The sequence below is a fragment of the Pseudomonas sp. CM27 genome (genome assembly GCF_013179515.1).
Taxonomy (GTDB): domain Bacteria; phylum Pseudomonadota; class Gammaproteobacteria; order Pseudomonadales; family Pseudomonadaceae; genus Aquipseudomonas.
Genome location: NZ_JABMCN010000087.1, coordinates 1 through 20,773, shown reverse-complemented (window position 1 = coordinate 20,773; position 20,773 = coordinate 1). Strand labels below are relative to the sequence as shown.

Annotated in this window: 17 protein-coding genes and 1 pseudogene; 9 read left to right on the top strand and 9 right to left on the bottom strand. The window is 60.3% G+C overall.

Annotated features, from left to right (window positions below; all coding sequences use genetic code 11):
* Positions 1 to 164: 164 nt before the first annotated feature.
* The 5 genes from mnmE to rpmH all read right to left on the bottom strand — a co-directional run bounded on the left by mnmE (position 165) and on the right by rpmH (position 4,099).
* Positions 165 to 1,535: a tRNA uridine-5-carboxymethylaminomethyl(34) synthesis GTPase MnmE gene (gene mnmE, locus HP547_RS13110; protein ID WP_172286503.1), complete on the bottom strand. Its 1,371-nt coding sequence runs from the start codon at positions 1,533 to 1,535 to the stop codon at positions 165 to 167.
* 88 nt (positions 1,536 to 1,623) lie between these two features.
* Positions 1,624 to 3,306, bottom strand: coding sequence for a membrane protein insertase YidC (gene yidC, locus HP547_RS13105; RefSeq protein ID WP_172225097.1), 1,683 nt, complete (start codon positions 3,304 to 3,306; stop codon positions 1,624 to 1,626).
* Between the two features lie 2 nt (positions 3,307 to 3,308).
* A complete protein-coding gene (yidD, locus tag HP547_RS13100) occupies positions 3,309 to 3,554 on the bottom strand; it encodes a membrane protein insertion efficiency factor YidD (RefSeq protein WP_172225094.1) in 246 nt (81 codons plus the stop codon).
* Positions 3,547 to 3,951 carry a ribonuclease P protein component gene (rnpA, locus tag HP547_RS13095; RefSeq protein ID WP_172225124.1) on the bottom strand — a complete coding sequence of 135 codons (405 nt, stop codon included), beginning with the start codon at positions 3,949 to 3,951 and terminating at the stop codon, positions 3,547 to 3,549. The genes yidD and rnpA overlap by 8 nt, the downstream gene beginning before the upstream one ends.
* A 13-nt stretch (positions 3,952 to 3,964) precedes the next feature.
* A complete protein-coding gene (gene rpmH / locus HP547_RS13090) occupies positions 3,965 to 4,099 on the bottom strand; it encodes a 50S ribosomal protein L34 (protein ID WP_003253163.1) in 135 nt (44 codons plus the stop codon).
* A gap of 598 nt (positions 4,100 to 4,697) precedes the next feature.
* On the opposite strand from rpmH, the gene dnaA reads away from it, so the two are divergent.
* From dnaA to gyrB, 4 genes are read left to right on the top strand one after another with little or no spacing between them, the layout of a single operon-like run.
* The gene (gene dnaA / locus HP547_RS13085; RefSeq protein ID WP_172225091.1) at positions 4,698 to 6,230 is read left to right on the top strand and encodes a chromosomal replication initiator protein DnaA; all 1,533 of its coding nucleotides are present in this window, start codon (positions 4,698 to 4,700) and stop codon (positions 6,228 to 6,230) included.
* Between the two features lie 40 nt (positions 6,231 to 6,270).
* On the top strand, positions 6,271 to 7,374 hold the full coding sequence (dnaN, locus tag HP547_RS13080) for a DNA polymerase III subunit beta (protein WP_016712777.1): 1,104 nt from the start codon (positions 6,271 to 6,273) through the stop codon (positions 7,372 to 7,374).
* A gap of 14 nt (positions 7,375 to 7,388) precedes the next feature.
* Complete coding sequence (gene recF / locus HP547_RS13075; RefSeq protein WP_172225088.1) at positions 7,389 to 8,492, top strand: DNA replication/repair protein RecF; 1,104 nt, start codon at positions 7,389 to 7,391, stop codon at positions 8,490 to 8,492.
* A 4-nt stretch (positions 8,493 to 8,496) separates the two neighbouring features.
* Positions 8,497 to 10,917, top strand: a complete 2,421-nt coding sequence (gene gyrB, locus HP547_RS13070) for a DNA topoisomerase (ATP-hydrolyzing) subunit B (RefSeq protein ID WP_172286502.1) — start codon at positions 8,497 to 8,499, stop codon at positions 10,915 to 10,917.
* Positions 10,918 to 10,978: 61 nt separating this feature from the next.
* Here the strand turns inward: gyrB and HP547_RS13065 are convergent, their stop codons facing one another.
* Both HP547_RS13065 and HP547_RS13060 read right to left on the bottom strand, forming a co-directional pair.
* Positions 10,979 to 11,386, bottom strand: coding sequence for an RcnB family protein (locus HP547_RS13065; RefSeq protein WP_172228422.1), 408 nt, complete (start codon positions 11,384 to 11,386; stop codon positions 10,979 to 10,981).
* 122 nt (positions 11,387 to 11,508) lie between these two features.
* Positions 11,509 to 12,801 carry a sigma-54-dependent Fis family transcriptional regulator gene (locus HP547_RS13060; RefSeq protein ID WP_172286501.1) on the bottom strand — a complete coding sequence of 431 codons (1,293 nt, stop codon included), beginning with the start codon at positions 12,799 to 12,801 and terminating at the stop codon, positions 11,509 to 11,511.
* Positions 12,802 to 13,023: 222 nt separating this feature from the next.
* Between HP547_RS13060 and HP547_RS13055 the strand changes: the two genes are divergently transcribed.
* Genes HP547_RS13055 through HP547_RS13045 form a run of 3 tightly spaced genes read left to right on the top strand, consistent with a single transcriptional unit; the run spans position 13,024 to position 16,033 of the window.
* Positions 13,024 to 13,908 carry an MBL fold metallo-hydrolase gene (locus HP547_RS13055; protein ID WP_172228418.1) on the top strand — a complete coding sequence of 295 codons (885 nt, stop codon included), beginning with the start codon at positions 13,024 to 13,026 and terminating at the stop codon, positions 13,906 to 13,908.
* Positions 13,909 to 13,946: 38 nt separating this feature from the next.
* Positions 13,947 to 15,218, top strand: coding sequence for an FAD/NAD(P)-binding oxidoreductase (locus tag HP547_RS13050; RefSeq protein ID WP_172228416.1), 1,272 nt, complete (start codon positions 13,947 to 13,949; stop codon positions 15,216 to 15,218).
* Positions 15,215 to 16,033 carry a TSUP family transporter gene (locus tag HP547_RS13045; RefSeq protein ID WP_172286500.1) on the top strand — a complete coding sequence of 273 codons (819 nt, stop codon included), beginning with the start codon at positions 15,215 to 15,217 and terminating at the stop codon, positions 16,031 to 16,033. Before HP547_RS13050 ends, HP547_RS13045 begins: the two co-directional genes overlap by 4 nt.
* On the opposite strand, the gene HP547_RS13040 is transcribed toward HP547_RS13045, so the two are convergent.
* Positions 16,022 to 16,909 (bottom strand): LysR family transcriptional regulator, encoded by an 888-nt coding sequence (locus tag HP547_RS13040; protein WP_172286499.1) that lies wholly within the window; start codon positions 16,907 to 16,909, stop codon positions 16,022 to 16,024. The genes HP547_RS13045 and HP547_RS13040 overlap by 12 nt on opposite strands.
* A 141-nt stretch (positions 16,910 to 17,050) precedes the next feature.
* Between HP547_RS13040 and HP547_RS13035 the strand changes: the two genes are divergently transcribed.
* Both HP547_RS13035 and HP547_RS13030 read left to right on the top strand, forming a co-directional pair.
* Complete coding sequence (locus tag HP547_RS13035; protein ID WP_172286498.1) at positions 17,051 to 18,697, top strand: GMC family oxidoreductase; 1,647 nt, start codon at positions 17,051 to 17,053, stop codon at positions 18,695 to 18,697.
* A gap of 97 nt (positions 18,698 to 18,794) precedes the next feature.
* The gene (locus HP547_RS13030; protein ID WP_172228408.1) at positions 18,795 to 20,414 is read left to right on the top strand and encodes an MFS transporter; all 1,620 of its coding nucleotides are present in this window, start codon (positions 18,795 to 18,797) and stop codon (positions 20,412 to 20,414) included.
* A gap of 177 nt (positions 20,415 to 20,591) precedes the next feature.
* Here HP547_RS13030 and HP547_RS13025 read toward each other — a convergent pair.
* A pseudogene (locus HP547_RS13025) lies at positions 20,592 to 20,773 on the bottom strand (1-acyl-sn-glycerol-3-phosphate acyltransferase); the annotation flags it as partial.

Genomic DNA, 20,773 nt, shown 5'->3' with positions numbered 1-20,773 from the left:
AATGTGTGTTTGCCGAGGTCGATACCGACCAGTGCCAAATCGCTCATGATGATGGCCTCCAGAATGAAAACACCCTGCGAAAGCGTAGCCCTCGCAGGGTGTCGGGGTGACCATCTCATTAGCCGCTCCTCCGGGAGCGGCTGATGGTTTTGCGGGGTTGTGGATTACTTACCGATACAAAAACTGGAGAAAATCCGACCCAGCAGGTCGTCGGAGCTGAATGCCCCGGTAATTTCACCCAAGGCATGTTGTGCCTGGCGCAGGTCCTCGGCCAGCAGCTCGCCAGCGCCCGCCAGGGTCAGTTGTGCACGGCCATGCTCCAGGTGCCCACTGGCCTGGCGCAAGGCGTCAAGATGGCGCCTGCGGGCGCTGAATCCACTCTCTGCAGTCTGTTCGTAGCCCATGCAGGCCTTGAGGTGATCACGCAGTAGCTGCAGCCCTGCGTCGTCCGCTTTGGCGCTGAGGGTAATCGTCACGTGGCCGTCATCGCAGAGTTCCAGCGCTACCTGCTCGCCACTGAGGTCAGCCTTGTTGCGGATCAGCGTGACCTTGGCCGGGTCTGGCCGCTGGTCGAGAAACTCGGGCCACAGGGCAAACGGGTCGCTGGCCTCCGGTGCGGTCGAGTCGACCACCAACAGCACGCGGTCTGCCTCGCCAATGGCCTTCAAGGCGCGTTCCACGCCGATCTTTTCCACATGGTCATCGGTATCGCGCAAACCGGCAGTATCGACCACATGCAGCGGCATGCCGTCGATGTGGATATGTTCGCGCAGGATGTCCCGGGTGGTGCCGGCGATATCGGTCACAATGGCCGCTTCGCGCCCGGCCAACTGGTTCAAGAGACTGGACTTGCCCGCATTCGGCCGGCCGGCGATAACCACGGTCATGCCATCGCGCAACAAGGCGCCCTGCCCGGCCTCGCGCTGGACGGTGGACAACTCGCCGCGCACCGCATCGAGCATCGACAGCACATGGCCATCGGCAAGGAAGTCGATCTCTTCCTCGGGAAAGTCGATCGCAGCCTCGACGTAGATGCGCAGGGCAATCAACGCCTCGGTCAGGCTGTGCACACGTTTCGAGAATTCCCCCTGCAGCGAGCGCAGCGCATTGCGCGCCGCCTGGCTGGAGCTGGCCTCGATCAGGTCGGCAATGGCTTCGGCCTGGGCGAGGTCGAGCTTGTCATTGAGGAACGCGCGTTCGCTGAATTCGCCTGGGCGCGCCAGCCGGCAGCCAACTTGTACACAGCGCTGCAGCAGCATATCCATTACTACCGGGCCGCCGTGGCCCTGCAGTTCCAGCACATCTTCGCCGGTGAACGAGTTAGGCCCGGGGAAGAACAGCGCAATGCCCTCGTCCAGCACAAGCCCTTGCTCGTCGCGGAACGGGCCGTAATGGGCATGGCGCGGGGTAAGCGTACGGCCGGTGATCAACTGGCCCGCGCTGGCAGCCAGAGGGCCGGACAACCTGACTATACCCACCCCGCCGCGGCCCTGAGCGGTTGCGATGGCAGCGATGGTTTCACGCACAGTGTTCATGCTCGAAAGCCTCTACGACAAAAACGACAGATAGCAAAAACGCCCCACTAGGGGGCGTTTTTTATTCACAGGCTAGCGCACTAGCCCGTCAGGCAGCAGCTTTTTTGGTAGCTGCTTCGATACGGCGAGTGATGTACCACTGCTGCGAAATCGACAGGCAGTTGTTCACAACCCAGTACAGCACCAGACCAGCCGGGAACCACAGGAAGAAGAAGGTGAAGATGATAGGCATCATTTTCATCACCTTGGCTTGCATCGGATCCGGCGGCGTCGGGTTCAGGCGCTGCTGGATGAACATGGTGGCGCCCATGATGATCGGCAGGATGAAGAACGGATCCTTGATCGACAGGTCGGTGATCCACAGCATCCATGGGGCCTGGCGCATCTCGACGCTTTCCAGCAGTACCCAGTACAGGGCCAGGAACACCGGCATCTGCACCAGGATCGGCAGGCAGCCGCCCAGCGGGTTGATCTTCTCTTTCTTGTACAGCTCCATCATCGCCTGGGACATCTTCTGGCGATCGTCACCGAAGCGTTCTTTCAGCGCGGCAAGCTTCGGTGCCACGGCACGCATGCGCGCCATCGAACGGTAGCTGGCAGCCGACAGCGGGAAGAACAGGCCTTTGATCAGCATGGTCAGCACGATGATCGACCAGCCCCAGTTACCCAGCAGGCTGTGGATATGTTGCAGCAACCAGAAGATCGGCTGGGCAATAAACCACAGGAAGCCGTAGTCGACGGTCAGTTCCAGGCCTGGGGACAACTCTTTGAGCTTGGACTGGATCTTCGGACCGGCATACAGCATGGCGCTGGTCTCGACCTTGCCACCTGCAGGCACGCTGAGGGCGGGGCCGGTGTAGCCGATGATGTAGTTACCCTGGCTGTCCTTGCGGGTCTGGACAACGTTGTTGTCCGACTTTTCCGGAATCCAGGCGGTCACGAAGTAGTGTTGCAGCCATGCTACCCAGCCGCCGGACACATTTTCTTTCAAACTACCTTTGTCGATGTCCTTCATCGAGACCTTTTTGTAAGGCTCGGAAGCTGTCCACAGGGCTGCGCCCAGGTAGGTTGCGGTACCGGTGGCAGTGCTCGAGGACGGGTCGCCGCTGGCGTCACGCTTGAGCTGGGCAAACATGTTGCCGCTCCAGGCCTGGTTGCTCTGGTTGTCGATCAGGTAGCTGACATTCAGGTCGTATTCACCGCGCTTGAAGCTGAAGCGCTTGATGTAGTTTACGCCGTTGTCACTGAACTTCAGGTCGACCACCAGTTGTTCCTGGCCGTCGGCCAGCTGGTAGCTCTTCTGTTCGGCCGCATACAGCGGGCGGCCGCTGGCGCGGGCATCCGGGCCGTTGGCGCCGGTCAGGCCGCTTTGTGCCAGGTAGACACGCTCACCACCGTTGTCGAACAACTGGAATGGAATGTTCGGGTGGTCTTGACGACGTGGGTATTTCGGCAGGTTCAACTGGACGATGTCACCACCGACTGGATCGATAGCCAGTTCCAGAACGTCGGTCTTGACTCGGATCAGGTCCTTGCTGAGTGCTACCGGTGCCAGTTCGGCAGGGCTCGATTCGGCGTTGGCGCTCGGTACATCGGCGCTGGCACCGTTGTTACCGGCCGGCACGCCATCGGGCAAGCCCGGAGCAACAGTGCTGGCAGCAGTATTCTGAGTCGGCAGGGCAGCCTGGCCGTAGTCATCGTTCCACTTCAGGACCATGACGTAGGACACGACTGCCAGCGCGGCGATCAGGATCGTGCGTTTAATATCCATGATTACTCGGCTATCGAAGAAGTTCGGGAGGAAGGAGCGGGTGGAACGGGGTCGAAACCGCCGTGATTCCACGGATGACAACGCCCCAGGCGACGAACGGCCAGCCACCCACCACGCCAGAGGCCATGGTTTTCGATGGCTTCGTAAGCGTAACAGGAGCAACTGGGGAAGAAACGACAGTGACTGGCCATCAGAGGACTAATGGCATAACGGTAAAACTGGATCGGAACGAGTGCCAGTTTACGCATCTTGGCTGTCTACCCCTGCGGAATTGGCGGTGACTGCTGGTGTTGGCCGGCTGCGCGCCAGGCGTTTCCAGAGCTTGCCAAAATGTTGGTGCAATTCCGGGTTTTCTACCTCACCCAATCCCTTGCGCGCGACGATCACAATGTCCAAACCGGCAAGCAGGTGCTGGTTCAGGCGAAAGGAATCGCGCATCAAGCGCTTGAGGCGATTGCGTTGAACGGCGAGCTTGACGCTCTTCTTGCCGATTACCAGGCCGAGGCGTGGATGATCGAGGCCGTTCTCGCGAGCAAGGATCAGCAGGTTTTTCCCTGGAACCTTGCCGGTTGGGGAGTCGAAGACCGCTTTGAAATGTCGGGGTGTAAGCAGTCGCTTTTCCCGACTGAAGTCCTGACTCACCACCTGTGCCGAAAAATCAAATGGCCAGACGCTTACGGCCTTTGGCACGACGACGCGACAGAACAGCACGGCCGTTCTTGGTAGCCATACGGGCACGGAAGCCGTGGGTGCGAGCGCGCTTGATGGTGCTTGGTTGGAAAGTACGTTTCATGGCGTGTTACCTGGGTTTGTCGACGACGGGCCGGGATGGCCCCCTTTTTAAGAGACCGGCGATTCTAGAGAAAGCAAGCCCGTAGGTCAATTTCCAACCAGCCTTTCCCTATAGGGCGTGTGATGGACGGTGCTTTTTCTCGGTCCTTGCCCAGGGTGCTTGATCGGACACGCGAATCAGGGACAACATGAGAAAAAAAGAAGAGAGATATAAAAAGCTTTTCTGAATAACTTATAAATCTTACGTGGATAACCTTCTGTGGATAACCTCTTTCAGGTCACGGTTTACGTGGTGTACAGAGTTTTACAACTGTGTGGCCATCCGGTGCTGCGCCTGTTCCGTTCATGGGCGCAACCTGTGGATTAAAACGGGCTTTATCCACAGTGGTTTTATCCACAGAGCTCGGCTCGGGGTTGTGCATAGCCCTCATGGGTGGTTATCCACAGAGCTTATGCACAATGACGATAAGCCGTTTTCGTCGATAAATGGCTGTTTTGTCATGACTGCTAACGTGTCCACATGTGGATAACTGACGGCTCGACCGGTACAATGGCGGTTTGTTTTTGCCTCATCCGGCTTTCAAACTCAGGGGATATCCGTGTCAGTGGAACTTTGGCAGCAGTGCGTGGAGCTTCTGCGCGATGAACTGCCTGCCCAGCAATTCAACACCTGGATCCGTCCGCTACAGGTCGAAGCCGAAGGCGACGAGTTGCGCGTCTATGCGCCTAACCGTTTCGTTCTCGATTGGGTCAATGAAAAGTACCTGGGTCGCTTGCTCGAGCTGTTGGGTGAAAACGGTAGCGGGATTGCGCCTGCCCTGTCCTTGTTGATCGGTAGCCGTCGCAGTTCTGCACCCCGGGCCGCACCCAATGCGCCGGTCAGTGCTGCGGTGGCTGCCTCGCTGGCGCAAACCCAGACGCAGAAGGCTGCGCCTGCAGTTGCCGCAGTCGAGCCTGTCATTGCAACGTCTGCCGAGCCCGTGTTGGTCGATGAGCAGGCGTTGCCGTCTTCGCGTAACAGCTTCGATGCCATGGCCGAGCCCGTTTCTGCGCCAGCCGCCAATACCCGCACCGAACAGCGCACTGTCCAGGTTGAAGGTGCCCTCAAGCACACCAGCTACCTGAACCGTACCTTTACCTTCGACACGTTCGTCGAAGGTAAATCGAACCAGTTGGCCCGCGCGGCCGCCTGGCAGGTCGCCGATAACCCCAAGCACGGCTACAACCCGCTGTTCCTTTATGGTGGTGTGGGTCTGGGTAAAACCCACCTCATGCATGCTGTGGGTAACCACCTGCTGAAGAAAAACCCGAACGCCAAGGTTGTGTACCTGCATTCGGAGCGCTTCGTTGCGGATATGGTCAAGGCGCTGCAACTCAACGCCATCAACGAATTCAAGCGCTTCTATCGGTCGGTGGATGCGCTGCTGATCGACGACATCCAGTTCTTTGCCCGCAAAGAGCGCTCGCAGGAAGAGTTTTTCCACACCTTCAACGCCTTGCTTGAGGGTGGCCAGCAGGTAATCCTCACGTCTGACCGTTATCCGAAAGAGATCGAAGGCCTCGAAGAGCGCCTGAAGTCGCGCTTTGGTTGGGGTCTGACGGTGGCGGTCGAGCCGCCGGAGCTGGAAACCCGGGTTGCCATCCTGATGAAGAAGGCCGATCAGGCCAAGGTCGAGCTGCCACACGATGCAGCCTTCTTCATCGCCCAGCGCATCCGCTCCAACGTCCGTGAGCTGGAAGGTGCACTGAAGCGGGTGATTGCCCACTCGCACTTCATGGGCCGCGACATCACCATCGAGCTGATCCGTGAGTCGCTGAAGGACTTGTTGGCGCTGCAGGACAAGCTGGTGAGTGTGGATAACATCCAGCGGACGGTGGCCGAGTACTACAAGATCAAGATCTCCGATCTGTTGTCCAAGCGGCGTTCGCGATCTGTCGCGCGCCCACGCCAGGTGGCAATGGCCCTGTCCAAGGAGCTGACCAACCACAGTCTGCCGGAAATCGGCGACATGTTCGGTGGTCGCGACCATACGACCGTGCTGCACGCGTGCCGCAAAATCAACGAACTGAAGGAATCCGACGCGGACATCCGCGAGGACTACAAGAACCTGCTGCGGACGCTGACGACCTGATGGCCGTCTGCGCAGCTAATTGAAGGCAAGGGACTAGACCATGCATTTCACCATTCAACGCGAAGCCCTGTTGAAACCCCTGCAACTGGTCGCCGGTGTCGTCGAGCGCCGTCAGACCTTGCCGGTCCTGTCCAACGTATTGCTGGTCGTACAGGGCCAGCAACTGTCGTTGACCGGTACCGACCTGGAAGTCGAGCTGGTAGGCCGCGTGCAACTGGAAGAGCCGGCCGAGCCTGGCGAAATCACTGTGCCGGCGCGCAAGCTGATGGACATCTGCAAAAGCCTGCCGAACGACGCCCTGATCGATATCAAGGTCGACGAGCAGAAACTGCTGGTCAAGGCCGGCCGCAGCCGTTTCACCCTGTCGACCCTGCCCGCCAATGATTTCCCGACCGTGGAAGAAGGCCCTGGCTCGCTGACCTGCAACCTGGAGCAAAGCAAGCTGCGCCGTCTGATCGAGCGCACCAGCTTCGCCATGGCTCAGCAGGATGTGCGCTACTACCTTAACGGCATGCTGCTGGAGGTTTCCCGCAACACCTTGCGTGCGGTCTCTACCGACGGTCACCGCCTGGCGCTGTGCTCCATGACCGCGCCTATCGAGCAAGATGATCGCCATCAGGTGATCGTGCCGCGCAAAGGTATCCTGGAGCTGGCACGCCTGCTGACCGACCCGGAAGGCATGGTCAGCATTGTGCTTGGACAGCACCACATCCGCGCCACTACCGGCGAGTTCACCTTCACCTCCAAGCTGGTGGACGGCAAGTTCCCGGACTACGAGCGCGTGCTGCCCAAGGGCGGTGACAAGCTGGTGGTGGGCGATCGTCAGGCGCTGCGTGAAGCCTTTAGCCGTACGGCGATCCTGTCCAACGAAAAGTACCGCGGCATCCGTCTGCAGCTGGCTGCTGGCCAACTGAAAATTCAGGCGAACAACCCCGAGCAGGAAGAAGCCGAAGAAGAAATCAGCGTTGACTACGAAGGTAGCTCGCTGGAAATCGGCTTTAACGTCAGCTACCTGCTGGACGTTTTGGGCGTGATGACTACCGAGCAAGTTCGTCTGATCCTGTCTGATTCCAACAGCAGCGCTCTGCTGCAGGAAGCTGGCAACGACGATTCTTCCTACGTTGTCATGCCGATGCGTCTGTAACCGTAGCTGGCGAAATGTCCCTTCGACGTATCATGGTCACCGCGGTGCGCAACCTGCACCCGGTGACACTCTTACCCTCCCCCCGTATCAACATCCTTTACGGCGCCAACGGCAGCGGCAAGACCAGCGTGCTTGAGGCCGTACACTTGCTCGGGCTGGCGCGCTCATTCCGCAGCACTCGCCTGAACCCTGTCATTCAGTATGAGCAGCCGGCCTGTACCGTGTTTGGCGAAGTACAGCTGGCCGAGGGTGGCACCAGCAACCTGGGCGTGTCCAGGGAGCGGCAAGGGGAGTTCACTATTCGCATCGATGGGCAAAATGCGCGCAGCGCGGCGCAACTTGCAGAATTGCTCCCGCTTCAGCTCATCAACCCAGACAGTTTCCGGCTGTTGGAAGGTGCCCCGAAAATCCGCCGGCAGTTTCTGGATTGGGGGGTGTTCCACGTGGAACCTCGTTTCCTGCCAGCATGGCAACGCCTGCAGAAGGCGCTGCGGCAGCGGAACTCATGGTTGCGTCATGGTACACTTGACCCAGCTTCGCAAGCCGCCTGGGACCGGGAATTGTGCCTGGCCAGCGCGGAAATAGATGAATACCGCCGCAACTACATCAAGGCCTTGAAGCCTGTCTTCGAGCAAACCCTGAGTGAACTGGTCGAGCTGGACGGGTTGACCCTTAGCTACTACCGAGGCTGGGACAAGGACCGCGAACTGCAAGAAGTACTCGCCTCCTCTCTCCTGCGCGATCAGCAGATGGGCCATACCCAGGCCGGTCCGCAGCGTGCTGATCTGCGTCTTCGTCTGGCTGCCAACAACGCAGCCGACATCCTGTCGCGTGGTCAGCAAAAACTGGTGGTGTGCGCTTTGCGTATTGCCCAAGGGCACCTGGTTAGTCAGGCTCGCCGCGGTCACTGTATTTATCTGGTGGATGACTTGCCGTCCGAGCTGGACGACCAGCACCGCCGCGCGCTATGCCGCTTGCTAGAAGAATTACGCTGCCAGGTGTTCATCACCTGTGTAGATCAAGAATTACTGAGGGAAGGCTGGCAGACGGAAACGCCAGTTGCTTTGTTCCACGTGGAACAAGGCCGTATCACCCAGACCCACGACCATCGGGAGTGAAGGCATGAGCGAAAATCAAACGTACGATTCCTCCAGCATCAAGGTGCTGAAAGGTTTGGATGCCGTGCGCAAGCGTCCCGGCATGTACATTGGCGACACCGATGATGGTAGCGGCCTGCACCACATGGTCTTCGAGGTGGTCGACAACTCGATCGACGAAGCCCTCGCCGGTCACTGCGATGACATTACCGTCATCATCCACACGGACGAATCCATCAGTGTTCGCGACAACGGTCGCGGCATTCCGGTCGACGTGCATAAAGAAGAAGGCGTTTCTGCAGCCGAGGTCATCATGACCGTGCTGCACGCCGGCGGTAAGTTCGACGACAACTCGTACAAGGTCTCCGGCGGTCTGCACGGTGTAGGTGTTTCCGTTGTGAATGCCTTGTCCGAGAAGCTGGTACTCACCGTTCGCCGTAGCGGCAAGATCTGGGAGCAGACCTACGTTCACGGTGTTCCACAGGCACCCATGGCAGTTGTGGGTGAAAGCGAAACCACCGGTACCCACATCCACTTCAAGCCTTCTGCTGAAACCTTCAAGAATATTCACTTCAGCTGGGACATCCTGGCCAAGCGTATTCGTGAGCTCTCGTTCCTCAACTCGGGTGTCGGCATCCTTTTGAAGGATGAACGCAGCGGCAAGGAAGAGTTCTTCAAGTACGAAGGCGGGCTGCGTGCATTCGTCGAGTACCTGAACACCAACAAGACGCCAGTCAACTCCCAGGTGTTCCACTTCAACATCCAGCGTGAGGATGGCGTAGGTGTTGAAGTCGCCCTGCAGTGGAACGACAGCTTCAACGAAAACCTGCTGTGCTTCACCAACAACATTCCTCAGCGCGACGGCGGCACCCACCTGGTGGGCTTCCGTTCTTCGCTGACCCGTAGCCTGAACAACTACATCGAGCAGGAAGGCCTGGCCAAGAAGAACAAGGTAGCCACTACGGGTGACGATGCCCGTGAAGGCCTGACCGCGATCATTTCGGTGAAGGTTCCAGACCCAAAGTTCAGCTCGCAGACCAAAGACAAGCTGGTTTCCTCGGAGGTAAAAACCGCCGTGGAACAGGAGATGAACAAGTATTTCTCCGACTTCCTGCTGGAAAACCCGAACGAGGCCAAGGCCGTCGTTGGCAAGATGATCGACGCTGCCCGTGCCCGTGAAGCTGCACGTAAAGCCCGTGAAATGACTCGCCGCAAAGGCGCGCTGGATATCGCCGGCTTGCCGGGCAAACTGGCCGACTGCCAGGAAAAGGACCCTGCCCTGTCCGAGCTGTACCTGGTGGAGGGTGATTCCGCAGGTGGCTCGGCCAAGCAAGGCCGCAACCGTCGCACTCAGGCGATCCTGCCGTTGAAGGGCAAAATCCTCAACGTGGAGAAGGCGCGCTTTGACAAGATGATCTCGTCCCAGGAAGTGGGCACGCTGATCACTGCGCTGGGCTGCGGTATCGGCCGCGAAGAGTACAACATCGACAAGCTGCGTTATCACAACATCATCATCATGACCGATGCTGACGTCGACGGTTCGCACATCCGTACCCTGCTGCTGACCTTCTTCTTCCGTCAGCTGCCGGAACTGGTCGAGCGCGGCTACATCTACATCGCCCAGCCGCCACTGTACAAGGTGAAAAAAGGTAAGCAGGAGCAGTACATCAAGGACGACGAGGCCATGGAAGAATACATGACCCAGTCGGCCCTCGAAGATGCCAGCCTGCACCTGGACGAGTCTGCGCCAGCTGTTTCCGGCGTGCAGCTGGAGGCGTTGGTCAACGAGTTCCGCAGCGTGATGAAGACGCTCAAGCGCCTGTCGCGCCTGTACCCGGAAGAGCTGACCGAGCACTTCATCTACCTGCCGGAAGTCACCCTGGATCAGCTCGGCGATCACGCGACCATGCAGGCCTGGTTGAGCAAATTCCAGGAGCGCTTGAACAACAGCCAGAAGTCTGGCCTGGCGTATAAGGCGAGCTTGCGTGAAGACAAGGAACGCAATGTCTGGTTGCCGGAAGTCGAGATTACCTCGCACGGTCTGGCCAGCTACATCACGTTCAACCGCGACTTCTTCGGCAGCAATGACTACCGCACGGTGGTCAACGTCGGTACCAAGCTGTCCAGCCTGCTGGGTGAAGGTGCCTATGTGCAGCGCGGCGAACGCCGCAAGGCGATTGTCGAGTTCAAGGAAGGCCTGGACTGGCTGATGAACGAAACCACCAAGCGCCACACTATCCAGCGATACAAAGGGCTGGGTGAGATGAACCCTGATCAGCTGTGGGAAACCACCATGGACCCAACCGTCCGCCGCATGCTCAAGGTCACCATCGAAGATGCCATCGCCGCCGACCAGATCTTCAACACCCTGATGGGTGATGCAGTCGAACCGCGTCGTGAATTTATCGAAAGCAACGCGCTGTCGGTGTCGAACCTGGACTTCTGATCAGGTGTAGACAGCACCCACTGAAAAGCCCGCTGATGCGGGCTTTTTAGTGCCTGAGAAATCAGTAACCACTAAGGATGTTGACGATTACACCACTGGCGATTGCCACCAGCACATAGTCGCCGTTCACAGACAACCAGCGGTGATCACGCGGCGGCGCATACAGGTGGCGTGCTTTCCAGTCCGTCACCCAGTAACGGTCGCCACGGTAATGCGGGTCCACAACATGGCCGCGTTGCCACTGCTGATGGGGTACCGGCATACCTTGCTGCGGTCTGTAGTTCGGGTTGCGGTAAGCGGGGCCACGGCCATTGTCATGTCGGCCTTGGTGCTGCGGCTGAGCATGCGGCGAGTTGCCTTGGTGCGATGGGCCGTTGTCATGCCGGTCAGGAGGGCCTGGCTGCGCGAAACTGGCCAGCGGTGCGCTGAACAGGAGCGCGGCGCAGATCACGGTTAGGGCTTTTTTCATTTGCGGGTCCTCTGCATGTTAACGCCCGGTGGAGCTGTGTGGGTGCCGGGTTCGGTTAACTGATGAGACCACGGTTTTTGCCGCGTAATGTCAGGGCTTGAGTAAAGGTCCGGTAAAGGTGGCTACGACACCCCGAGCGCCTTCAACCGGCGATAGAGCGTGCGCTCGCTCAACCCAAGATGGCTGGCCAATTCGCTGCGCGAGCCTTTGAACTGTTCCAACGCCTGCGCCAACTCACCCAGGTTGTTGCGGCGACCGCCCGCTTGGATCTGGCTCGGCGGGCCGACATCCTCCGGCAGGTGCTCAGGCCGAATCAGCCCATCGTCGGCAAACAACCGCGCCCTTTCCAGAATGTTACGCAGCTCGCGAATGTTGCCCGGGAACGGATGCAGCCCAAGCTGCTGTAACGCAGCTTCGCCAAGTCTGGCTGTCGCCTTGCCTGCCATACGCTGCAGCAAGCTCTGCGCGAGCAAGGGCAAATCCTCAACCCGCTCGCGTAGTGCCGGCAGGCGGATCGGGAAGCCACTGATGCGGTAATACAGGTCTTCGCGGAAGCTTCCCTCTGCGACCATCTGCCGGAGCGGTTTGTGCGTCGCCGACACCAGGCGGAAGTCCGAGTGCACTGTACGCAGGCTCCCCACCGGGCGGAAGCTGCCAGACTCGATCAGGCGCAACAGCTTCACCTGCATCGCCAGCGGCACTTCGCCAATTTCATCGAGGAACAGGGTGCCGCCGTGGGCTGCTTCGGCCAGGCCGATCTTGCGCTGATTGGCGCCGGTGAATGCGCCTTTCTCGTAGCCGAACAACTCGCTTTCGAATAGCGACTCGGTGAGGCTGGTGCAGTCCACTACCACCAGCGGACCGTTGGCCCTGGGGCTACCCATGTGCACCGCGCGGGCGAACAGTTCCTTGCCGGTACCCGACTCGCCTTGCAGCAATACCGGGATCTGCGCTGGCGCCGCTCGCTGCAGGCTGGCCAGGGCAGCCTTGAAGGCTGGCGCCCGGCCGACCAGCCCTTGTTCCTGAGGCTGAGCCGCAGCAAGGGTGATGGTGGTCAGGCGCTCGACAAACGCCACCACCCTGCCCTGCTCATCCATTATCGGACGCAGTTCAACATCAACATGTTCAGGCCCGCGCGGCGTGTGATGAATGTGCAACACCCGCTCCGGCACCTTGCTGTCCCACGCCTTGCGCATCGGGCAATGCTCGCCCGCCTGGTCGCAAGGCACGGCGTAGTGGTGGGACACCTTGTGGCATTTCTCACCCAGCGGAGCCAAGCCGTGGCTACCGAACTGGCGGCGATAGGCAGCGTTGGCCGCCAGGATGTTGTAGTCGGTGTCCAGCACGATAGTTGGCAGGGCATCGTGCTCAAGGTAGGAAACCAGAGCTAGGATGAGGGGATGGGCTTCTGGCATGACGGCACCGTTTGGATGACAGACGCAGGGTAACAAGGACTGCCAAACACTGCCATTGGCTGACAGTCGACTGCCAGCCTGGCTGCCATCGTCGCTGGCAGCGTTCAGCCAAAGCTCGGTTTCATTGGCGTGCAAACCTCAAAAAACGCTGGCACGCATCTTGATATACCTCCTGTCACTGCCTGCGCCTGAAAAGGCGGGGCGGATAAATTGGAGAACGTAATGATCATAGGCAACAACATTCACGTGGACGCCTTCTACGATGCGGCGACCTCGACGATCAGTTACCTGGTCATGGACCGTGAAACCCGGCAGTGTGCTTTGATCGACAGCGTGCTGGATTACGACCCCAAATCCGGACGCACCAACACCGCCTCGGCGGACCGCCTGATCGCGCGCGTGGAAGAACTGAAGGCCACCGTGCGATGGGTGCTGGAAACCCATGTGCACGCCGACCACCTCTCGGCAGCTGCCTACCTCAAGGAAAAGCTCGGCGGCCATACCGCCATAGGTGCGCACATCAAGCAAGTGCAGAAAGTGTTCGGTGCCTTGTTCAATGCCGAGCCCGGATTCGCGCGCGATGGTAGCCAGTTCGATGTGCTGTTCGAAGACGAGGAAGGTTTCCGCATAGGTAACCTGCACGCGCGAGCCCTGCACACCCCGGGGCATACGCCTGCGTGTATGAGCTTCATGTTCGAGGATGCCGGCGAAATTGCGCTGTTCGTTGGCGATACCCTGTTCATGCCCGACTACGGCACCGCCCGCTGCGATTTCCCGGGGGCCGATGCGCGCACCCTGTACCGCTCGATCCGCCGACTGCTGGCCTTCCCCGACCAGACCCGGCTTTTCATGTGCCACGACTACCTGCCCGGTGGCCGCGACATGCAGTACGTCACCACTGTCGCCGAGCAGCGCGCCAGCAATATCCACATCCATCAGGGCGTCGACGAGGACCACTTCGTCGCCATGCGTGAAGCTCGCGACAAAACCCTTGATATGCCCGTGCTGATCTTGCCTTCGGTGCAGGTAAACATGCGCAGCGGCCAACTCCCGGCACCGGAAGAGAACGGTGTGCGTTACCTGAAAATCCCGCTGAACAAGCTGTGAGCGTACTGCCCCATAACCAGATCCCAGGATTTACCGCCATGCCTGCCTTGTTGTCCCCTGCCAATTCCGACCACCACAAAGTGGTCATCGTCGGTGCCGGTGCCGCCGGTATCGCCACCGCTTCCAGCCTGATCAGCCGTGACCCGTCGCTGGACGTGGCCTTGATCGACCCCGCCGAAGTGCATTACTACCAGCCTGGCTGGACCATGGTCGGGGCCGGTGTGTTCAAGGCGCCGAGCACTGCCCGAACCATGGCCTCGACCATTCCGCGTGGTGTGCGCTGGATCAAGGCGCGAGTACAGTGCTTCGACCCGTCGGCTCAGTTGGTCAAGCTGGAAGACGGCCGCGCCATCAGCTATGAGCAGCTGGTGGTCTGCCCCGGCCTCAAGCTTGACTGGGCGGCCATTGACGGGCTGAGCGAGACCTTGGGGCGTAACGGCGTGACCTCCAATTATCGCTATGACCTGGCGCCCTATACCTGGGAACTGGTGCAGAAGCTCAAGCAGGGCCGCGCCCTGTTCAGCCAGCCACCCATGCCGATCAAATGCGCAGGCGCGCCGCAGAAGGCCTTGTACCTGTCTTGCGACCACTGGCTGCGTAACGGCCACCAGGGTGCAGTCAAAGCCAGCTTCTTCAATGCAGGCGCGGTGCTGTTCGGTGTGGCGGATTACGTGCCGGCACTGATGAAGTACATCGACAAGTACGCCGTGGACCTCAAGTTCAGCCACCGACTGATCGCCGTCGACGGCCCGAACAAGCGCGCCACTTTTGTCCGCACGCTAGCCGATGGCAGCAGCGAAACCTGCATCGAAGCCTTCGACATGCTGCATGTGGTACCGCCGCAGGTGGCACCGGATTTCATTCGCGAGAGCCCGTTGGCCGACACCGCTGGCTGGGTTGATGTAGACCCGTACACGCTCCGGCATCGCAACTTCAGCAACGTTCATGCACTTGGGGATGTTGCCAATACCAGCAATGCCAAGACTGCCGCAGCTGCTCGCAAGCAGGCACCGGTAGTGGCAAACAACGTCCTGGTAGCGCTAGGCAGGTTGCCTACCCTGGCTCAATACGATGGCTATGGCTCGTGCCCGCTCACCGTCGAGCGCGGCAAGATCGTGCTGGCCGAATTCACCTATGGCGGCAAACTGGCACCAAGCTTTCCCGGCTGGTTGCTGGATGGCCGCAAGCCGACTCGCCTGGCCTGGCTGCTCAAGGCGCAGGCGCTGCCACCGTTGTACTGGCAAGCCATGCTCAAGGGCCGTGAGTGGCTGGCACGGCCGCAGCCGCTGGTAACCGAGGGTGGGCGGTGATCGAGCATCAGTTGCTGGGGGCCGGACTGGGCGCGATCGTCGGCGCTGTATTGGCCCTGACCGGTGCCGGTGGTGGCATTCTTGCGGTCCCTTTGCTGGTGTTCGGCCTGGGGCTGTCGATGGTCGAGGCCGCTCCGGTCGGCCTTCTTGCGGTCGGCATGGCCGCGGCGGTTGGCGCGGTGCTGGGCTTGCGTCAGGGTCTGGTGCGTTACCGGGCGGCGCTGTTCATTGCGCTGGTGGGGGTGGCAGCGGCGCCGTTCGGGCTGATGCTGGCGCACCGTGTGCCGAATACACCCTTGCAGCTGGTGTTCGCCGGAGTACTGATTTATGCCTGCCTGCGCATCTGGCGCAAGGCCGCCAGGGAGCTGCGCGGGGAAGCGAATGACGCCCACCGCTATATCGAACCCTGTGTACTGAACCCGTTGCAGGGCCGTTTGCGCTGGACCCTGCCCTGCGCGCGGGCTCTGGCGTTCACTGGCGGGTTATCCGGGCTGCTTTCGGGCTTGCTCGGTGTCGGCGGAGGATTCGTCATCATCCCGGCCCTCAATCGCTACACCAATCTGCGCATGGCCAGCATCGTATCCACCTCGCTGGCGGTCATCGCCCTGGTCTCTACCGGCAGTGTGGTCAGCGCCAGCCTGGCTGGGGTGATGCACTGGCAGGTCGGCGCTCCGTTCGCCGTCGGTGCGGTAGCCGGCCTGTTGCTGGCGCGGCCACTGGCAGCCAGGTTGGCCGGGCCGCGCCTGCAGCAGATGTTTGCCGTGGCAGGTTTTGTGGCCGCGCTGCTGCTGGCTGGCAAAGCGCTATTGGGCTAACAGCTCGCTCTGTTCTGCATCGCACAGCGCCAACAGGTAGTCCCACACCACCCGCAGGCGCACCGATTTGTGCAGTTCGCGGCGGGTGCAGATCCAGTAGCTGCGCTGGATGGTTTCGCCGGGTAGCACGCGCACCAGCGTCGGGTCGTGGCGGGCCATGTAGTTGGGCAGCACGGCGATGCCCAGGCCGGCGCGGGCGGCGGCTTGCTGGGCGATCACGCTGGTGCTGCGAAACACCACGTTGGGCGCCCGGCAAAAGCTGTTGAGAAACAGCAGCTCCTGGCTGAACAGCAAGTCGTCGACGTAACCGATCCAGCTGTGCCGGGCCAGGTCCTCGCGGGTACGCAGTGGCGGTGCGCGATCGAGGTAGGCCTGGCTGGCGTAAAGGGCCAGGCGATAGTCGGTGAGCTTGCGGGTTATCAGCAGGTCGGCGTTGGGCCGTTCCAGGTGGATGCTGATCTCCGCCTCGCGGTTGAGAATGCTGACAAAGCGCGGCACGGCCACCAGCTCCACCTCCAGGCCTGGGTAGCGCTCGAACAGTGCATTCATGCGCGGGGTGAAGAACATGATGCCGATGCCTTCGGTAACCCCCAGGCGAATCTTGCCCAATGGGGTGATGGCCTGGGTGATTTCTTCCTGCGCCAGCAGGGCGACGTTCTCCATGGCTTCGGCGTGCTTGAGCAGGGCCTGACCGGAGGGCGTCAACTCGTAGCCCTGGGCATGCTGCACAAACAGCGCAGTGCCCAGGCTTTGCTCGATGCTCTCGATATGCCGGGCAACGGTACTGTGAGTGGTGTTAAGACGCTTGGCGGCAGTGAGCAGGCGGCCACTGCGCTGCAACTCGAGGAAAAACCGCAGATCGTTCCAGTCGAACATGCTGATCCTTTTTGGCAGTTCGGTGCAAGCTTGCCACTGTGCTAAAACGCACAACGGCTGCGCGAAATCTCGTGTTTCCCCTGCGAAAATACTCACTAAGATGGATCGGGACAAGAATAAAAAACAGGCCCGAGGTTGCACATGCCATCAGCCGATTCTGTCTTCGACTACGTAATTGTGGGCGCCGGTCCCGCCGGTTGCCTGCTGGCCAATCGTTTGTCCGCCGACCCTTCCTGCCGCGTGCTGCTGCTGGAAGCGGGTGGCCGCGACAACTATCCCTGGATCCACATCCCCGTCGGTTACCTGTACTGCATCGGCAACCCACGCACCGACTGGTGCTTCAAGACCGAGGCACAAACAGGCCTGGGTGGCCGTGCGTTGGGTTACCCGCGCGGCAAGGTCTTGGGTGGCTGCTCGTCGATCAACGGCATGATCTACATGCGCGGCCAGGCCGCCGACTATGATCGTTGGGCCGAGCAAGGCAATGAGGGCTGGGCCTGGAACGATGTGCTGCCGCTGTTCAAGGCCAGCGAGAATCACTTTGCGGGCGCCAGCGAGCACCATGGTGGTGATGGCGAGTGGCGGGTCGAACGGCAGCGCTACAGCTGGCCGATCCTCGATGCCTTCCGCGATGCCGCCGAGCAAAGCGGCATTGCCAAGGTCGATGACTTCAACACCGGCGACAACCTGGGCTGTGGATACTTTCAGGTCAACCAGCGCAGCGGTGTGCGCTGGAATGCCTCCAAGGCTTTCCTGCGGCCTATCGCGCAGCGCCCCAACCTGACTGTGCTGACGGGTGTGCAGGTCGACCAGGTGCTGCTGAACAATACCCGGGCCCGGGCTGTGAAGGCATCCTGGCAAGGCAGCTGGCATGAGTTTGCGGCGCGTCGCGAGATCATTCTCTGTGCGGGGGCCGTGGGCTCGCCGGGTATTCTGCAGCGCTCCGGTATCGGCCCGCGCCAGCTGCTGGAAAGCCTGGGGATAGGCGTACGCCATGACATGCCCGGCGTTGGTGGCAACCTGCAGGACCACCTGCAACTGCGGCTGATCTACCAGATCCGCAACACCCGCACCCTTAACCAGATGGCCAACAGCCTATGGGGCAAGATGGGCATGGGCTTGCGCTACTTGTATGACCGCAGCGGCCCGCTGGCCATGGCGCCAAGCCAACTGGGTGCCTTCGCACGTTCCAGTCCGGAGCAGGCCACCGCCAACCTGCAATATCACGTGCAGCCGCTGTCGCTGGAGCGCTTTGGCGAGCCGCTGCATCAGTTTCCGGCCTTTACCGCATCGGTGTGCAACCTGCGCCCGGTCAGCCGCGGGCGCATCGATATCCGCAGCGCCGACATGAACAGCACGCCATCGATCGACCCCAACTACCTCAGCGACCCGCAGGACCTGCGCGTCGCCGCTGACGCCATCCGCCTGACCCGGCGCATCGTCCAGGCCCCTGCCCTCGCCCGTTTTGATCCCAGGGAGTATCTGCCGGGTTCAGCCTTGCACACCGAGGAGGATCTGTTCGAAGCCGCCGGCAAGATCGGCACCACCATATTCCACCCCGTTGGTACCTGCCGCATGGGCCATGGCGAAATGGATGTTGTGGATAACCAGCTGCGCGTGCGTGGCATCCCCGGGCTACGTGTGGCGGACGCCTCGATCATGCCGCAGATCACCTCGGGCAATACCTGTTCACCCACGCTGATGATCGCCGAGAAGGCGGCCCAGTTGATCCTCAAAGGAGCTGCCACCCAGACCTACTTGAACGAAGACGCGATACCGACCCCCTGACCCGGGAGCGTGCAATAGCGGTAGCTTGCGGTCGAAAGCCACCGGCAGTGGAACAACAAGAATAATCACTGTGGCCTGCGGGCCGAGGACAGCAACGATGTCGGATTACATCCAGGAACAGGGTGCGGCGGCCAGCAGCTCCAGCCGCCGTGAAGAACGCAAGATCATTTTCGCGTCATCCCTCGGGACGGTTTTCGAGTGGTATGACTTTTTTCTCTATGGCGCGCTGGCAGCGGTCATCAGCAAGCAGTTCTTCGCTGGCGTGAACGACACCACCGCTTTCATCTTTGCCCTCATGGCCTTCGCTGCAGGCTTCCTGGTACGGCCGTTCGGCGCGCTGGTGTTCGGGCGCCTGGGGGACATGATCGGGCGCAAGTACACCTTCCTGGTCACCATCGTGCTGATGGGGCTGTCCACCTTTGCAGTGGGCCTGTTGCCGACTTACGCCAGCATCGGCATCGCCGCGCCGATCATCCTGGTGGTCCTGCGCATGCTGCAGGGGCTGGCGCTGGGCGGTGAATATGGTGGTGCCGCCACCTACGTGGCCGAGCATGCGCCGCACGGCAAGCGTGGTTTCCACACCGGTTTCATCCAGTCCACCGCCACGCTTGGTTTGCTGCTGTCCCTGCTGGTGGTATTGGGCAGCCGCTACATCAGCGGTGATGAGTTCGAAACCTGGGGCTGGCGCCTGCCGTTCCTGCTGTCGATCTTCCTGCTGGCGATCTCCACCTGGATCCGCATGAGCATGCACGAGTCGCCGGCCTTCGTGAAAATGAAGGCCCAAGGCAAGATCAGCAAATCGCCGATCCGTGAGTCGTTCACCTCCTGGCCAAACCTGAAAGTAGTGCTCACCGCCCTGTTCAGCATCAACGCCGGGCAAGCCGTGACCTTCTACACGGCGCAGTTCTACGTGCTGTTCTTCCTGACTCAGATGTTGAAGATGGACCCCGCCCAGGCCAACACCCTGTTGATCATCAGCGTGGTAATCGGTGCGCCGTTCTTTGTGTTCTTCGGCTGGCTGTCGGACCGTATCGGCCGCAAACCTATCCTTATGCTTGGCCTGCTGCTGGCCACGGTACTGTACTTCCCACTGTTCAAGGCGCTTAGCCATTACGCCAACCCGCAGATCGACGCCGCCAGCCGTCAGGCGCCGATCGTGGTCACCGCCGACCCGAAAAGCTGCACCTTCCAGTTTGACCCGGTCGGCAAGGCGCGTTTCGACAGCCCATGCGACAAGGTCAAGACCTTCCTGGTCAAGCAAGGCCTGCCCTACAGCTCGGTAAGCGTGGCGGGCAGCGATGTGGTGGTGAACATTGGTGACAAGACCATCAATGGTTTCGACGAAGCCGCCATGCGCAGCGCAGTGGAACAGGCTGGCTACCCGGCCAAGGCTGATCCGGCGCAGGTCAACGAGGTAATGGTGGTGGTGCTGATCGTGGCGATGATCCTGATCGCGACCATGACCTATGGACCGCTGGCGGCAGTAATGGTCGAGCTGTTCCCGACCCGCATCCGCTACACCTCGATGTCGCTGCCCTACCACATTGGTAACGGCTGGTTCGGCGGCTTCCTGCCAACCGTGTCGTTCGCCCTGGTGGTTTACACGGGAGATATCTTCTACGGGCTGTGGTACCCGGTGTTGGTCACCGGGATCAGCCTGGTGGTAGGAATCTTCTGCTTGAAAGAGACCAAGGATGTGGATATCGACAAGGTCTGATGCTGTCCACATGCCATAAAAAAACCGGCTGTAAAAGCCGGTTTTTTTATGCCTAGAAAAAACTTATGCACGTTTTCAAGAAAAATGTCATACGAAGAAATTAACAATAAATACAGTTACTTAGCGACGACTTGGAGCATTGACTGGAAAAACTGCTAACAAGTTATCCACAGAATCTCAAGCCAGCTGCTCCTGGGGTTTTTCATCCACCGGTGGCAGCGAGCCCATGGACCGCTGGGTCGCCTCGTTCCATGCCGCAGCGCGGTCGTTGAGCTCGGCAATGGCACGTGGCCCGGTGCCGTTGGCGTACATCGGCGCGCCAATGACCACCTCGATGGTGCCCGCGCGCTTGCCCCAGC

Excerpts from the sequence above, each read along its gene's own strand:
- mnmE (WP_172286503.1), bottom strand. The coding sequence starts at position 1,535 with ATGAACACTGTGCGTGAAACCATCGCTGCCATCGCAACCGCTCAGGGC.
- yidC (WP_172225097.1), bottom strand. The coding sequence starts at position 3,306 with ATGGATATTAAACGCACGATCCTGATCGCCGCGCTGGCAGTCGTGTCC.
- yidD (WP_172225094.1), bottom strand. The coding sequence starts at position 3,554 with ATGCGTAAACTGGCACTCGTTCCGATCCAGTTTTACCGTTATGCCATT.
- rpmH (WP_003253163.1), bottom strand. The coding sequence starts at position 4,099 with ATGAAACGTACTTTCCAACCAAGCACCATCAAGCGCGCTCGCACCCAC.
- dnaN (WP_016712777.1), top strand. The coding sequence starts at position 6,271 with ATGCATTTCACCATTCAACGCGAAGCCCTGTTGAAACCCCTGCAACTG.
- recF (WP_172225088.1), top strand. The coding sequence starts at position 7,389 with ATGTCCCTTCGACGTATCATGGTCACCGCGGTGCGCAACCTGCACCCG.
- gyrB (WP_172286502.1), top strand. The coding sequence starts at position 8,497 with ATGAGCGAAAATCAAACGTACGATTCCTCCAGCATCAAGGTGCTGAAA.
- HP547_RS13065 (WP_172228422.1), bottom strand. The coding sequence starts at position 11,386 with ATGAAAAAAGCCCTAACCGTGATCTGCGCCGCGCTCCTGTTCAGCGCA.
- HP547_RS13060 (WP_172286501.1), bottom strand. The coding sequence starts at position 12,801 with ATGCCAGAAGCCCATCCCCTCATCCTAGCTCTGGTTTCCTACCTTGAG.
- HP547_RS13055 (WP_172228418.1), top strand. The coding sequence starts at position 13,024 with ATGATCATAGGCAACAACATTCACGTGGACGCCTTCTACGATGCGGCG.
- HP547_RS13050 (WP_172228416.1), top strand. The coding sequence starts at position 13,947 with ATGCCTGCCTTGTTGTCCCCTGCCAATTCCGACCACCACAAAGTGGTC.
- HP547_RS13040 (WP_172286499.1), bottom strand. The coding sequence starts at position 16,909 with ATGTTCGACTGGAACGATCTGCGGTTTTTCCTCGAGTTGCAGCGCAGT.
- HP547_RS13035 (WP_172286498.1), top strand. The coding sequence starts at position 17,051 with ATGCCATCAGCCGATTCTGTCTTCGACTACGTAATTGTGGGCGCCGGT.
- HP547_RS13030 (WP_172228408.1), top strand. The coding sequence starts at position 18,795 with ATGTCGGATTACATCCAGGAACAGGGTGCGGCGGCCAGCAGCTCCAGC.